Source organism: Collinsella sp. AF15-51, assembly GCF_003462845.1.
GTDB lineage: Bacteria > Actinomycetota > Coriobacteriia > Coriobacteriales > Coriobacteriaceae > Collinsella.
Map to the genome: position 1 here is coordinate 39,340 of NZ_QRYG01000009.1, position 12,761 is coordinate 52,100.

Below are 12,761 nucleotides of genomic sequence, written 5' to 3' on the forward strand. Positions count from 1 at the left end.
TTCACCTTGTAGGTCCTTCACCTTTCATCCACACGGGAATCCCGCATACCACTTCGACTGCGCGGTCGGCCAGCGCCGCCACGCCCGCGTTCACGCGCGCGAGCGCGCGCCTCCATGCCTCGGTCCCCTCATCGTAGCGCATCCCATCGGCGAACACGTCGACGGTGACCACCACCGTATACGCAGCGGCCTGAGCGAGCCGTTCGATGCCTCCGAGCACCTCGCGCGCCGCAGCGTCGGGGTCACGTGGGGACAAGCCGCCTTCCGCGAAAAGCTCGTTCGCAACCAGGTTGCCCACGTCCTCCAAAAGAAGCGTGCAGCCGCGCGGAAGCCCGGGCACTGCGGCGCTCACGTCACGCGTGCGCTCGAGGGTGGAAAACCCCTTGCCCTCGCGCAGCGCCCGATGGCGCGCGATGCGGCGGGCGCCCTCTTCCCCGAAGGGCTCCATCGTTGCCAGGTACACGCGGGGGCCGTCGTGCCCGAGGCACAGGGACTCGGCGTAGGCGCTCTTGCCGCTCGCGGCGGCGCCGATGACGAGCGTCACCGTCATTTCCCGGCCTCGAAATGCTCGTAAGCAGCCATGCCAGTCGCCGTGAACGTCTTCCCACCCCGGTACACGCGCAGCGCCGAATCCAGAAGGGGCAGATACGCCATGGCGCCCGCGCCCTCGCCCAAGTGCATGCCTGCGTCGAGGGGTGCCTTTATGCCGAGCTCGCGAAGGAGCTCCTGGCTTGCGGGTTCGCTTGATGCGTGGGTGCCCACGAGGTAGCCCAAGGCGTTGGGGCACAGGCGCGCCGCGCACAGGGCCGCCGTGCAGGATATGACCCCGTCGAGGAGCGCCGGCGCCTTCGAGACCGCGGCCCCCAGGTAGAAGCCGCACATCGCGGCGATGTCGAAGCCGCCAACCTTCGAGAGCACGTCGATCGGGTCGGCGGGATCGGGCGAGTTCGCGTCGATAGCGCGCTCGACCACGTCGCGCTTGCGCGCGAGCGAGGCGTCCGAGAGCCCCGCGCCGCGCCCGACGAGGCTCCGCGCGTCCGCCCGGATGAGCACTGCGGCCACCGCCGCCGAGGTGGTCGTGTTGCCGATGCCCATCTCGCCCGCGGCGAGAAGGCGCACGCCGGCGCGGGCAAGCCCGCACGCGACGGCGATTCCGACCTCAATCGCGCGCACGGCCCCATCGCGAGACATAGCGGAGCCGTGAGCGATGTTGCCGCTCCCCCGCCGCACGTTCGCGCGCACCATGCGCGCGTCTTCTATGCCCCGGGCCATACCCACGTCGACGGGCACGACCTCGGCACCCGCGAACGCCGCCATGCGGCAGGCGCTCGCGGCCCCCTCGCACATGTTGCGCGCGACGGCTCGCGTCACATCTTGCCCGCTTTGCGACACGCCTTCGGCAACGACCCCGTTGTCGGAGAAGAATACCGCGAGCGCACGGGGAAACTCGGCCACCTCGGCGCTCCCCTGAGCTGCGGCGATACACGCGACGGCGTCTTCAAAGTCGCCCAATCCCCCCAAGGGGTGCGCGATGGAGTCCCACGCGGCGTACGCGGCGGCACGGGCGCACTCGTCTGCGGGCGCGATCCGGGAAAGCGCGGCTTCGAGCACGGCGCCCGGCGCCGACGAGAACGCGCGCTCGACTTCCTCGCGGATGCAGGCGAGCGCGGTTTCGGTTGCTTCAGCCATGCCGCCTCCTCTCTGCGAACGACGCTGCGGCAGACGCGAACGCGCGCGCAACGTCGGGGTTCGCAGGATAGTACACATGCGGGAAGCCCGCCACCAGGGACGGGGTGGTCGTCATGCACGGCCAGCCCTTGTCGCGCCGGGGCTTCTGCGCCCAGAAGTCGCCGCCCGGGCAGGTGGACTGCCAGTAGTGGAACTCGTGCGCGCGGATGCGTGTGCCGGGCGGACCGTAGAGCCCGTCGCGTTGGGAAGTGAGCTCCACGTACCCGAAATGGGACAGCCTTCCCCTGTTCTCGCTTGCGCCCTCAAGGGCGCCCGCAACAGGCCAGCGCCGCCCCTCGCTATCGGCGATTTCGCGCTGCAGGTAAAGAAACCCACCGCATTCGGCGACCGTCGGCATGCCGGATTCCACCGCGCGCCGCACCGCCTCGCGCATCGACGCGTTCTCGGAGAGCCGCCGCGCATGGAGCTCCGGGTAGCCGCCCCCCAGATAGAGGGCGCTTGTCCCCCGGGGCAACTCGCTATCACACAGGGGGCTGAAAAAGGCCAGCTCGCAACCCAGATCCTCGAGCGCGCGCAGGTTCTCCTCGTAGTAGAACGAGAACGCCTCGTCACGCGCAACGGCGACGATGGGCCGCGCTCCCGCGATCGGCTCCAACCGGTAAGGTTCCTCGCGGATATCGGGTGCCGTCGCCGCCATTTCGAGCAAGCGGTCGACGTCGACGCTCTTTTCCACCAGCTCGGCCATCTTGTCGATGCGCGCGGAGAGCTGCTCGACCTCGTCGGCGGTCACAAGCCCCAGATGCCGGCTTTCGAGCGAGAACGCCTCGTCGGCGGGGATATTCCCCAAAACCGCGACGCCCGTGTGCTTCTCGATCGCAGGCGCCGCGTAGGCGCAGGCAGCGGCGCTCGTCTTGTTCAGCACGACGCCGCGCACGTTCGCACAAGGCAGGAACTCGGCGATGCCGCGGATTACGGCGGCGAGCGATAAAGACGCCCCGCGCCCGTTCACCACTAAAACGACCGGCGTTTCCGTGTCGCGCGCAACCTGGTAGCTGCTCGCGTCGGCCACGCCGGGCGCCATGCCGTCGTAGAAGCCCATAACCCCCTCGAGCACCGCGACATCCGCGCCCGCGGCGCCGCGTGCGAGCAGGGCGCGCAGCGTCGGGGCGTCGGTGAAGAAGCCGTCTAAGTTGCCCGAGCGCGCACCCACGACGCGGCGGTGAAAGAGCGGGTCAATGTAGTCGGGGCCGCATTTGAAAGCCGCGCATGCAAGGCCGCGACGCGCGAGCGCGCGCAGGAGCGCGCACGTGACGACCGTCTTGCCGCTCCCGCTCGAGGGCGCAGCGACCATGAAGCGCGGGATGGACGTGCTCACCGGGCGCCGCCTTCCCCACCTGCGGCGCCGCAGTTAGCAAGCGAGACTACCTCGACGGATGGGTTCCCCTCGACAGAGAGGTCCTCCCCGACAGGCGACTCAGCAAGCGCGCCGACTTCGGCAAGCTCCTCGGCATCCGCGCCCGCACCACGCGCGCTGACGAGGAACACGGGGTTTTGCGCCTTCATAAGATGGTGCGAGCCTACAGCCTCGGCACGGGCGGCCGACACCTGGCACGCCTCGAACCCCTTAAAGCGCGAACCCGAGAGGAGCGCGCACGCCTCGGTGAGCGTCTCAACGGTGACGCATGGCACGCACAGGCGAACCTGCGAGTTCTTCTCGAGCGCCGCCTCCACGATGGAGGGAAGCTCGCCCGCGCTCCCGCCGACGAACACGGCGTCGGGGACAGGCAGTTTCGCGAGCGCTTCGGGGGCGACACCGGGGACCGCATGCACGTTGCCGCACCCGAATGCATCCGCGTTCTCTCGAATGAGCCGCACGCCGGCCGCGTTGCGCTCGACCGCCCATACCGACCCCGCTCGCGCGACGAGCGCCGCCTCGATCGACACGCTCCCCGTGCCGGCGCCGACGTCCCACACGGTGTCGGTCGCGGTAAGGCGCAGTTTCGCGAGCGCGACGGCGCGCACCTCCTGCTTGGTCATGGGAACTTCGCCGCGGATGAAGAGCTCGTCGGGAATGCCCGAGGAAGCGTACGGCCAGCGGGAGCTCGCGGCGCGGAATGCGCCCGCAGAGTCCGCCGCGAAAGAAGCCGCCGCGGGCGCAGACGCGCCGGCCGGCGCCTCGGAGGCTGCGCTAGAGCCCGCAGGCGACCCGGCGCAGCCTGCGAACTCGATAAGCATCACGTTCAAGTCGTCGAACGTCTGACCTGCGATTTCACTTGCGGTCGCGCAGGTGATGCGCTCGTCGGGGTACGACAGGCGCTCGGCCACCGTCACGCGCGCGTCCGCGAAGCCCGCCTGCACAAGCTCGCCCGAAAGCCGCGAGGGGTCTTCCCCGCCCGACGTGGCGAGGAAGAGCTCACCTGCGCGCTCGGCCTCGGCCACGATGTCGCACGCCACGCCGTGAGCGCTCGCGAAGCGCCAATCCTGCCATGGACGCGCGAGGCGCGCGGCGAGATACGACGCTGAGCTTATGCCGGGAATGACGTGCACGTCCACCTGCGCGTCGCCGGAGAGAGCCTCCATCAGGCGGCGCGCGCCGCTGAACAGCCCCACATCGCCCGTCATCACGACCACGGCGCGCTGCCACGACGCCGCATCAATGAGCGCGGCGACGATGTCCGCCGTCTTCACGAGCTCGCATTTCACCACGTCGGGCGGCACGTCGATGCCGACAAGCGCGCGATGAGCGCCGATGACCACGTCGGCGATGTCGATCGCGTCGAGCGCCGCACGCGAGAGCAAGTCGGGGTTTCCGGGCCCCGCCCCGATGATCGTTACCTTTCGCATGGAATCTCCCGATACCCGCGCGGCGTGACCATACGGCCGCCTACGCGCTTCGTGTCCGCGTTGCCGACGAACACGGTGGTGAACATGTCGGCGTCGAACTCCTCCAGCTCGGAGAGCCTGCACATGCCCGACTGCTGCCCCTCGCGCCCGATGTTGCGTACCCAGCCGCAGAGCGTGTCGGGGGCCTTCCATTCGAGCATAATCTTCGCCGCGCGCGAGAGCCTGTCGGCGCGCTTTCTGCTGCGCGGGTTGTACAAACAGATGCAGAAGTCGGCGCTCGCCACGGCGGCGAGCCTGCGCTCGATGACATCCCACGGCGTGAGCAGGTCGGAGAGCGACACGACCGCGAAGTCGTGGGCAAGCGGGGCGCCGAGCACCGCCGACCCGCTCTGAGCCGCGGTGGCCCCGGCGATAACTTCCACGTCAACATCGGGGTAGTCCTCCGCAAGCTCCAGCACGGGGCTCGCCATGCCATACACGCCCGCGTCACCGCTGCACACGAGCGCCACGGCTTCTCCGCTCTGCGCGCGTGAAAGCGCCAGGCGGCACCGTTCGACCTCGTGCATCATCGGCGTCGCGAGATGCGCCGCGTCAGGCACGGCGGCGAGCGCGAGCTCCACGTATTTCGTGTACCCCACAACGATGTCGGCCGCCTCGAGCGCGCGCCGAGCCGCAATCGTCATGCCGTCGGGGCCGCCCGGGCCGATCCCCACCACGAAGAGCTTTCCCATCACCGCTCCTTAAACGAAAGTTCGAAAGTTACCTTGGAAAACGCGACGGTCACGCCGCCGTGAGCGAGCTTCGGGAAGATAAGTTTACCCCCGTCCGCGAGCGCCGCGCGCTCGCACACATTGTCGACCCCCACCGTCGCGCACACGAAATCAGATGGCGAAACGCTGCCTTCGACCTGCGACAACTCCTCTGCGGAATACGTCGCGAGCGGGATATTGCGCGCGCGGCAGAAGGCGAGCAGGCCCTCCTCGCGCGCCTTCACGTCGATCGTCGCCGCCTCGCGAACGGCCGAAGGCGAGATGCCCGCCTGCCCGCACGCGAGAAGAAACGCCTCCCCGATCGCTTCGGCGCACGCACCGCGACGGCACCCTATGCCCGCAACGATGCAGGGCACGACAAGGTGAAGCGGCTCGGGCGCAGGCGCCTGCGCCCGCACGCCCGCCGGCTTCCCCGTCTCACCGGCGGGCACGACCTCGTCCGTTGTCTCCGCCGTGCGAACGGACGCACCTGCATTCGCGCCAGCGAACGGCGACACGACGATATCGGCCCGAGCGCGGTCGGACACAATGTCAACCCCCTCAGGCGGCTGTCCCGAAATCGGCATGGCGGAATAGAGCGCCACGCGCCCGCCCGAAAGCAGCCGCGCCGACACTCGCTTGATAGCCTCGGGATTCGAAACGGCGAGCCCCGCACAGCGCGCCCACGTATCCACCGCCCACACGCCGCGGACGTCGGTCGCCGTGGTGATGACGGGGATGGCCCCTGCCGCGCGTGCCACAGTTTGCGCAAGCTCGTTCGCACCGCCCAAATGCCCCGACAAAAGCGAGACGGCAAAGCGCCCTGCCTCGTCGATCACCACAACCGCGGAATCGTTTGCCTTCGAGGCGACATGCGGCGCGATCGCCCGCACGGCGATGCCCGCCGCGCCCACGAACAGAAGCGCTTCCGACGCTTCCCACGCGAGCGCCGTCCATGCGCGCAGGTCGGCCTTCCCCTCGCCGAACCCGCGCGAAACGGAAACGTCCCAGCCAGGGTCATCTTCACCTGTCTGCGCGCAATCGGAAAGCGCACGAGCGGTGCGCTCCGCCAAAGCATACCCCCTCTCAGTGAACGCTATGCAGGAAACCCTCATCTAGCGCACCACCATCGTCGAGAAGTAGCTGCCCCGATCGGGCACATCGTCGACCGAGCGGTACACGCGCTCGCCCGGAAGCCCACAGTCCTCTACGAGCTCGGCACCGTCGAAGGCGCCCTCCTCGCGAAGGATGTGCTTCGTGTCCGCAAGCGAGCGGCGCGCCTTCATGACCACCTTCGTCCCCGGCCAGCCGATTGCGCGGCGCACGTCGTCGTAGCCGCCGGGCACGATGTGCAGAGGCGACGACATCTCGGGCGTGAGGTCGCGCTCGAGCGCCGCGGCGACCGCACAGAAGCTCGGCACGCCGGGAATGGCGCGCGCCTCGAACCCGCGGGCGCGCACGTCGGGCGCTATGCGCTGGAAGGTGGCGTAGATGCTCGGGTCCCCCAGGTTCAGCAGCGCGACGTCGCGGACCGCATCCAGGTGCGCGACAAGCTCGCGAACAAGCGAGGCATGCTCGGCCGCGCGGCGCTCGACGTCGCGCGTCATCGAGAATCGCACGGGGACCACCGTCTTGCCTGTAAGGTCGACGGCGCCGCGTACGATGTCGAGCGCGACCATGGCCCCGTCCGCCGTCTGCGGTGCGGCGATGACCGGACACGATTCGATTGTGCGGACGGCCTTGATCGTGAGCAGCTCGGGGTCGCCAGGCCCCGTGCCCACCCCGTACAGCACGCCTTTACTCATACGTCGCCCCCAATTCCCCGATAACTGCATCGGCGCCCGACGTGCGGAAAAGCTCGCGGCGCTCGGCGTCGAACACGACCGCGGCGATGTCGCATCCGCCCGCCGCGCGGCGGCGCAACCTGTCCTCGATTGCCACAGCGAGCGAGGCGCGCGCAGCGTCCCCCACGCCGGCGGCCTCGATTACCTCGAGCGCCGCCGTGGTCGTGACCGACGACATGATATCGCGCACGGTCTTCGTGCCCGCGCCGGCCAAGGCCGCGTGGGCGGTCAGAATCTCCGCACGGCAGTCGGCGGTACGCGAATGGGTGTCCATGATGCCGCCCGCGACCTTCACCAGCTTGCCGATGTGTCCCACAAGAAGGACATTGGTAAATCCCTCGCGAACGCAGCAATCAATCGCATCGCCCACAAAGTTGGAAATGAAGACCACCGGCGCACCGTTTAGATGGAAATGCCCCGAGATGAACTGCGCGCCGTAGTTGCCGGGCGTGAGCACGACTCCGCGCCGCCCCATAGCCGCATGCTGCCGGATCTCGAGCTCGATGCTGTCGCGCAAGGCAGCGAGGCTGCGCGGCTCGACGATGCCCGTCGTGCCCAGGATGGAGATGCCGTCCTCTATCCCCAGGTGCGGGTTGAAGGTCTTTTCGGCAAGGGCAACACCCTCGGGTACCGAAATCGTCACAGCAATATTTCCAGAAAAGCCGTGCGCGGCGCACACCTCGCGCACCGCCGAAGTGATCATCGCGCGCGGCGTCGCGTTGATGGCGGCCGCCCCCACCGGCTGCTCGAGCCCGGGCAACGTCACGCGCCCCACGCCCACGCCGCCATCGACGGAAACTTCCGATTCGCGCGCGGGCACGCCCTTGCTGCCCGCAGTGCCCGTGCCCGACCCCGCATGTTCCACGCGCGCGTACACGAGCACGCCGTCGGTCACATCGGCATCGTCGCCTGCGTCCTTTCGCACGGCGCACTGGGCGCACCCCTCGCCGATGCATGCGTCGACCACGTTCGCCTCGACGGGCAGCCCGCCGGGGGTGACGATCGACACGCGGCCGACGGGCTTTCGTGACAAGAGCATCTCGCAGGCCGCCTTCGCCGCGAGCGCGGCGCAGCTCCCCGTGGTGTAGCCGCAGCGCAGGCGGGTCGTCCCGGTATATATGTAGTGCTCGAAGGCCACGCTAGCTGCTCGCCTTCCGATACCCCGTGGCAAACGAAGGGTCGTATAGCTTGCTGCGCTCGTACGACTCCGCTTGCGCGCCGTTGTGCGCAAGCCCGCCGCGAGCTCCGAGCACGTGGCCCACCACCACGAGCGCCGTGCGGTCGATGCCCTCTCGCGCGCCCGCATCGGCGAGCGTGCCCACTGTGCATCGCACCACGCGCTCCTCAGGCCAGGTCGCCTTGTACACGAGCGCCGCCGGCTCGTCGGAGCTGCGGCCTGCGGCCAAAAGCTCGGCGGAAAGCTCGGCGAGCATACCCGAGCTCAGGAAGATGACCATAGTCGAGCCGCTTTCCGCCATGGTGCGCATGCCCTCGCCCGCGGGCATGGGGGTGCGCCCGGAAAGCCGCGTGATCACGACCGACTGGCTGATTCCCGGCAGCGTGTATTCCTGGCGAAGCGCCGCCGCGGCACCGCAAAAGCTCGACACGCCGGGCACCACCTCGTAGTCCACGCCGCGCGCGTCGAGCGCGTCCATCTGCTCCTGGATGGCGCCGTACAGGCACGGGTCGCCCGTGTGCAGGCGCACCACTTCCTCGCCCCGCGCATCCGCCGCGCACATCACGTCGAGCACTTCCTCCAAGGTCATGTGCGCGCTGTCGTAGACGACGCAGGATTCCTTGCACTCGGCGAGCAGCTCGGGGTTCACAAGGCTCCCCGCCCAAACGACCACGTCGGCCGCGCGCAGAAGACGCGCCCCGCGCAGCGTGATAAGGTCGGCGGCGCCCGAACCTGCGCCAACGATATGAATCATCCGAGCCTTCCCTTCCCGTTTCTCATCGCAACCGTTTACGCCGCCCTTCGCACAGCGGGCAAGACACGGCGCCCGCAGCGGCAATCGGCGCAAATACGTAGGCAGGAGGCGCAATGCCGCCCGCCCTGGCTTTGACACGCCCACAAACGCCCACTATCATAGTGGTAGTTTCGGCAACGAGCATATGACAATCGAATAAAAGGAAACGACCGGCGCGGCGCCCACACAGTCCGCGCTGGCTTGCGGAGGGAACCAGGTGGGAATCCTGGGCAAGGGACATTACTGTGTAGGACGCGCGGGCGAACCGCCTCGCGCCCCAAGCCAGACTGCTTCGCCTTTTCCTCACGGCATCGCCGTGGCGTTAGCTCCTTGTGAACCCCGAGGAGTGCGCTTCCCTTTCGAATGCAAGAAACAGGCGCGCTATCCCTTTGCGGACGAGCGCGCTTTTCTTTCGCTTGTGCCGATAAGCAACTGTCGCCGGGGGACCGGCAAACCGAGGAAAGGGAAAACCATGTCCGACCAGATGTCACGCCGCGGCTTCATGGGCGCCGCAGCAACCGGAGCCGTCGCGCTCGCCGGAGTCGCGCTCGCGGGCTGCTCCAGCACCTCCGCGAGTTCCGAGAAATCGAGCGAAAAGGAGATGGCCGTGAAGCCGGTCATTCTCGTCACGAGCTTCGGCACGAGCTACAACGACTCGCGCCACATCACCATCGGCGCCATCGAAGACGCTATCCGCGAGAAGTACTGGCAGGACTACGACATCCGCCGCGCCTTCACCGCGCAGATCATCATCGACAAGCTGAAGAAGCGCGACGGCATCACGATCGACAACATGACCGAGGCGCTCGACCGCTGCGTGGAAGACGGCGTGAAGGAAATCGTCGTGCAGCCGACGCATCTCATGGCTGGCCTGGAATACGCCGACGTGAAAGACGAGCTCGACAAGTACGCCGACAAGTTCGACAAGATCTCGCTCGGCGACCCGCTGCTCACCTCCGACGACGACTACAAGAAGGTGGCCGCAGCCATTAAGGAGAACATGGCGTCCTTCGACGACGGCAAGACGGCGCTGTGCCTCATGGGCCACGGCACCGAAGCCGATTCCAACGCCGACTATGCCAAGATGCAGGAAGTGTTCAAGAACGAGGGCTTGACGCAGTTCTTCGTCGGCACCGTCGAGGCTGAACCGACCTGCGAGGATGTTATCGCCGCCGCGAGCGCCGCAGGGTACAAGAAGGCCGTGCTCGCGCCGTTCATGGTGGTCGCGGGCGACCACGCGAACAACGACATGGCAGACGAGACCGACCCCGACAGCTGGGCTGCGAAGTTCGTGGCCGCCGGCTTCGAAGTAACGTGCCTGCTCCAGGGTCTGGGACAGAACGCCGCGGTCGACGACATCTACGTCTCGCACGTGGACGACGCCATCGCCAAGCTGTAAACTCGCCGCGCACGGGGGCGCCGGTCGCGTCCCCGTGCAACGGGCATGCGCCTTCCCCGACCGACGGCGCATGCCCGTTGCATTCGCATCCCGCCCGCCCACCGCACGGCGCGGGCGGTAGAAGCGATTGAAAGGAACCCCTCCATGTTGAAGAAAACCCTCGTCTTCGCCCTGTCGGCGGCGCTTCTCGCGTTCTCGCTCGCCGGCTGCGCCGGAAATTCAAGCGACAGCGCAAAGGCAAGCAATACCGATTCCCAGAAAAAGACCGAGCAGGCGGCCGATGCGACCGAGGGCGCAAGCGCTGCCCCCATCACCGCCGACAAGGTGGCCGACGGCACCTATCCGATCACCGTAGATTCCAGCTCGAACATGTTCAGGATTGTGGACGCCCAGCTCATCGTGGAAAACGGCTCCATGCACTGCGTGATGACGCTTTCCGGCACGGGCTACGGCAAGCTCTTCATGGGCACGGGCGACGAGGCTGCCGCCGCGAGCGAGGCCGACTTCATCCCCTATGTGGAAAACGCGGAAGGCAAGTACACCTACGACGTGCCCGTTGATGCGCTCGACGAGGACACCGCCTGTGCCGCGTGGAGTATTAGAAAAGAGCAGTGGTACGACCGCACGCTTGTGTTCGAATCCGCCGGCGTCGATCTGCGCGCCGACGCACTGAAGTAACGCCATGCGGTCGATTCTTCCCAAGGGGGAAAACAGGAAGCTCCACAGCATCGCGGCGCGCGCGATCGCCTGCGTTCTCGTCGCCCTGCTCGCGCTTTCCTTCGCGGGGTGCAGTGCGAGCCCGAACGCGACCGGTGGCACGGCGGGCTCTCAGGAATACACTGTGAGTGTCTCGCTTTCCGGCGGGTCAGGGCGCGCAAGCATCGCCTCACCCACCACAATTGTGAAGGATGGCGACACCTACACCGCGACCATCACCTGGTCGAGTTCAAACTACGACAAGATGACCGTCGACGGCGTGGACTACGCGCCCGTAAACGACGGCGGCAACTCCACGTTCGAGATACCCGTCACGCTCGACGAGGACATCGCCGTGTCGGCCGAGACCGTCGCCATGTCGACGCCGCACACCATCGACTACACGATCCACTTAGACTCATCCACCATGAAGGAGAAATCGGGCGACGATGCAAGCGGCAGCTCCCCTGCAGGAACGGCTTCAAGCGCCGCGGCCGACTTCCACAACGCCGATTTGGGCTGCGGCTGGGAGCCGACGGGGGCGCTTCAGCTTGAATACGCCGAGCACTTCACTGTCGACGAGTTCGAAGGCGGTCTGCGGCTTATCTGCGTTTCGAATGGGGAGCGTTTCCTCGTGGTGCCGCAAGATGCGAAGGTACCCGATGGGTTGAGCTCCGACATCGCGGTCATAAGGCGCCCCGCCGACAAGGTGTACCTCGTGTCGTCGGCGACGATGTGCCTGGTCGACGCGCTCGATGCGAACTCCAATATCATCATGTCGGGCACGAAGGCCGACGATTGCTCGGTCGCAGGCTTCAAAAGCGCGCTCGAAAGTGGGGCGATCGCCTACGGCGGCAAGTACAGCGCGCCCGACTACGAGCGAATATCGGCCTCGGGCTGCACGCTCGCCATCGAGAACACCATGATCAACCACACGCCCGATGTGAAGGAAAAACTGCAGAAGCTCGGGCTCGTCGTGCTCACCGAACAGTCGTCGAGCGAGCCCGAAGCACTCGGGCGCGTCGAGTGGATTAAGCTTTTCGGCGTCCTGTTCGACAAGGAAGACGAGGCCGCGCACCTGTTCAACGAGCAGAAGGCCCGCGTCGAGCAAACGTCGGGGCTCGCGTCGTCAGGTAAAACCGTGGCGTATTTCTACATTAACTCGAACGGGGCCGCCGTCACGCGGCGGGCGGGCGACTACGTGGCGCAGATGATCGAGCTTGCAGGCGGCAGCTATGCGCTCGATGACGCGCAGACGGCGTCGACGTCAGGTTCGTCAGTAACGCTCGAAATGGAGCGCTTCTACGCGACGGCGAAGGATGCCGACATCATCGTCTACAACGGCACCATCGACGAATCGGTTGCCACCTTGAACGACTTCGTAGGCAAAAACGCGCTATTGTCGCAGTTCAAAGCCGTGAAGAACGGCAACGTCTGGGTCACAAGCGCCGACATGTACCAGCAGATGACTTCTACCGCCGACATTATCGACGAGCTGCACGGGGCGTTCACCGGCGATGACGCGAGCGACTTCCATTATCTGAGGAAGCTCGGTTAGCGCCATGAGAAG

General features: G+C 67.1%; 12 protein-coding genes. 3 read left to right on the forward strand and 9 right to left on the reverse strand.

The window, feature by feature from the left end:
- Nucleotide 1 precedes the first annotated feature (1 nt).
- From DWW51_RS05760 to cobM, 9 genes are read right to left on the reverse strand one after another with little or no spacing between them, the layout of a single operon-like run.
- Nucleotides 2-550, reverse strand: a complete 549-nt coding sequence (locus DWW51_RS05760; protein WP_117773816.1) for a bifunctional adenosylcobinamide kinase/adenosylcobinamide-phosphate guanylyltransferase — start codon at nucleotides 548-550, stop codon at nucleotides 2-4.
- A complete protein-coding gene (locus DWW51_RS05765; protein ID WP_117773817.1) occupies nucleotides 547-1,689 on the reverse strand; it encodes a nicotinate-nucleotide--dimethylbenzimidazole phosphoribosyltransferase in 1,143 nt (380 codons plus the stop codon). The genes DWW51_RS05760 and DWW51_RS05765 overlap by 4 nt, the downstream gene beginning before the upstream one ends.
- Nucleotides 1,682-3,064: a cobyrinate a,c-diamide synthase gene (locus tag DWW51_RS05770; RefSeq protein ID WP_231501586.1), complete on the reverse strand. Its 1,383-nt coding sequence runs from the start codon at nucleotides 3,062-3,064 to the stop codon at nucleotides 1,682-1,684. The genes DWW51_RS05765 and DWW51_RS05770 overlap by 8 nt, the downstream gene beginning before the upstream one ends.
- A complete protein-coding gene (gene cbiE, locus DWW51_RS05775; protein WP_117773818.1) occupies nucleotides 3,061-4,533 on the reverse strand; it encodes a precorrin-6y C5,15-methyltransferase (decarboxylating) subunit CbiE in 1,473 nt (490 codons plus the stop codon). Before cbiE ends, DWW51_RS05770 begins: the two co-directional genes overlap by 4 nt.
- Complete coding sequence (gene cobJ, locus DWW51_RS05780; protein ID WP_117773819.1) at nucleotides 4,521-5,264, reverse strand: precorrin-3B C(17)-methyltransferase; 744 nt, start codon at nucleotides 5,262-5,264, stop codon at nucleotides 4,521-4,523. Before cobJ ends, cbiE begins: the two co-directional genes overlap by 13 nt.
- Nucleotides 5,264-6,355, reverse strand: coding sequence for a cobalt-precorrin 5A hydrolase (locus DWW51_RS05785; protein ID WP_231501587.1), 1,092 nt, complete (start codon nucleotides 6,353-6,355; stop codon nucleotides 5,264-5,266). Before DWW51_RS05785 ends, cobJ begins: the two co-directional genes overlap by 1 nt.
- A 42-nt stretch (nucleotides 6,356-6,397) precedes the next feature.
- Nucleotides 6,398-7,087 carry a precorrin-2 C(20)-methyltransferase gene (gene cobI, locus DWW51_RS05790; protein ID WP_117773821.1) on the reverse strand — a complete coding sequence of 230 codons (690 nt, stop codon included), beginning with the start codon at nucleotides 7,085-7,087 and terminating at the stop codon, nucleotides 6,398-6,400.
- Nucleotides 7,080-8,264: a cobalt-precorrin-5B (C(1))-methyltransferase CbiD gene (gene cbiD / locus DWW51_RS05795; protein ID WP_231501588.1), complete on the reverse strand. Its 1,185-nt coding sequence runs from the start codon at nucleotides 8,262-8,264 to the stop codon at nucleotides 7,080-7,082. The genes cobI and cbiD overlap by 8 nt, the downstream gene beginning before the upstream one ends.
- A 1-nt stretch (nucleotide 8,265) precedes the next feature.
- The gene (gene cobM / locus DWW51_RS05800) at nucleotides 8,266-9,057 is read right to left on the reverse strand and encodes a precorrin-4 C(11)-methyltransferase (RefSeq protein WP_117773822.1); all 792 of its coding nucleotides are present in this window, start codon (nucleotides 9,055-9,057) and stop codon (nucleotides 8,266-8,268) included.
- A 511-nt stretch (nucleotides 9,058-9,568) separates the two neighbouring features.
- Here cobM and DWW51_RS05805 point away from each other — a divergent pair.
- The 3 genes from DWW51_RS05805 to DWW51_RS05815 all read left to right on the forward strand — a co-directional run bounded on the left by DWW51_RS05805 (nucleotide 9,569) and on the right by DWW51_RS05815 (nucleotide 12,749).
- A complete protein-coding gene (locus DWW51_RS05805) occupies nucleotides 9,569-10,495 on the forward strand; it encodes a sirohydrochlorin cobaltochelatase (RefSeq protein WP_055250420.1) in 927 nt (308 codons plus the stop codon).
- Between the two features lie 144 nt (nucleotides 10,496-10,639).
- Nucleotides 10,640-11,173, forward strand: coding sequence for a hypothetical protein (locus tag DWW51_RS05810; RefSeq protein WP_117773823.1), 534 nt, complete (start codon nucleotides 10,640-10,642; stop codon nucleotides 11,171-11,173).
- A gap of 4 nt (nucleotides 11,174-11,177) precedes the next feature.
- Nucleotides 11,178-12,749, forward strand: a complete 1,572-nt coding sequence (locus tag DWW51_RS05815; RefSeq protein WP_147344037.1) for an ABC transporter substrate-binding protein — start codon at nucleotides 11,178-11,180, stop codon at nucleotides 12,747-12,749.
- The last annotated feature ends 12 nt before the right edge of the window (nucleotides 12,750-12,761 follow it).

What these genes read in the sequence shown, in the direction of transcription:
- DWW51_RS05760 (WP_117773816.1), bottom strand. Translation starts at nt 550, where the DNA reads ATGACGGTGACGCTCGTCATCGGCGCCGCCGCGAGCGGCAAGAGCGCC.
- DWW51_RS05765 (WP_117773817.1), bottom strand. Translation starts at nt 1,689, where the DNA reads ATGGCTGAAGCAACCGAAACCGCGCTCGCCTGCATCCGCGAGGAAGTC.
- cbiE (WP_117773818.1), bottom strand. Translation starts at nt 4,533, where the DNA reads ATGCGAAAGGTAACGATCATCGGGGCGGGGCCCGGAAACCCCGACTTG.
- cobJ (WP_117773819.1), bottom strand. Translation starts at nt 5,264, where the DNA reads ATGGGAAAGCTCTTCGTGGTGGGGATCGGCCCGGGCGGCCCCGACGGC.
- cobI (WP_117773821.1), bottom strand. Translation starts at nt 7,087, where the DNA reads ATGAGTAAAGGCGTGCTGTACGGGGTGGGCACGGGGCCTGGCGACCCC.
- cobM (WP_117773822.1), bottom strand. Translation starts at nt 9,057, where the DNA reads ATGATTCATATCGTTGGCGCAGGTTCGGGCGCCGCCGACCTTATCACG.
- DWW51_RS05805 (WP_055250420.1), top strand. Translation starts at nt 9,569, where the DNA reads ATGTCCGACCAGATGTCACGCCGCGGCTTCATGGGCGCCGCAGCAACC.
- DWW51_RS05810 (WP_117773823.1), top strand. Translation starts at nt 10,640, where the DNA reads ATGTTGAAGAAAACCCTCGTCTTCGCCCTGTCGGCGGCGCTTCTCGCG.
- DWW51_RS05815 (WP_147344037.1), top strand. Translation starts at nt 11,178, where the DNA reads ATGCGGTCGATTCTTCCCAAGGGGGAAAACAGGAAGCTCCACAGCATC.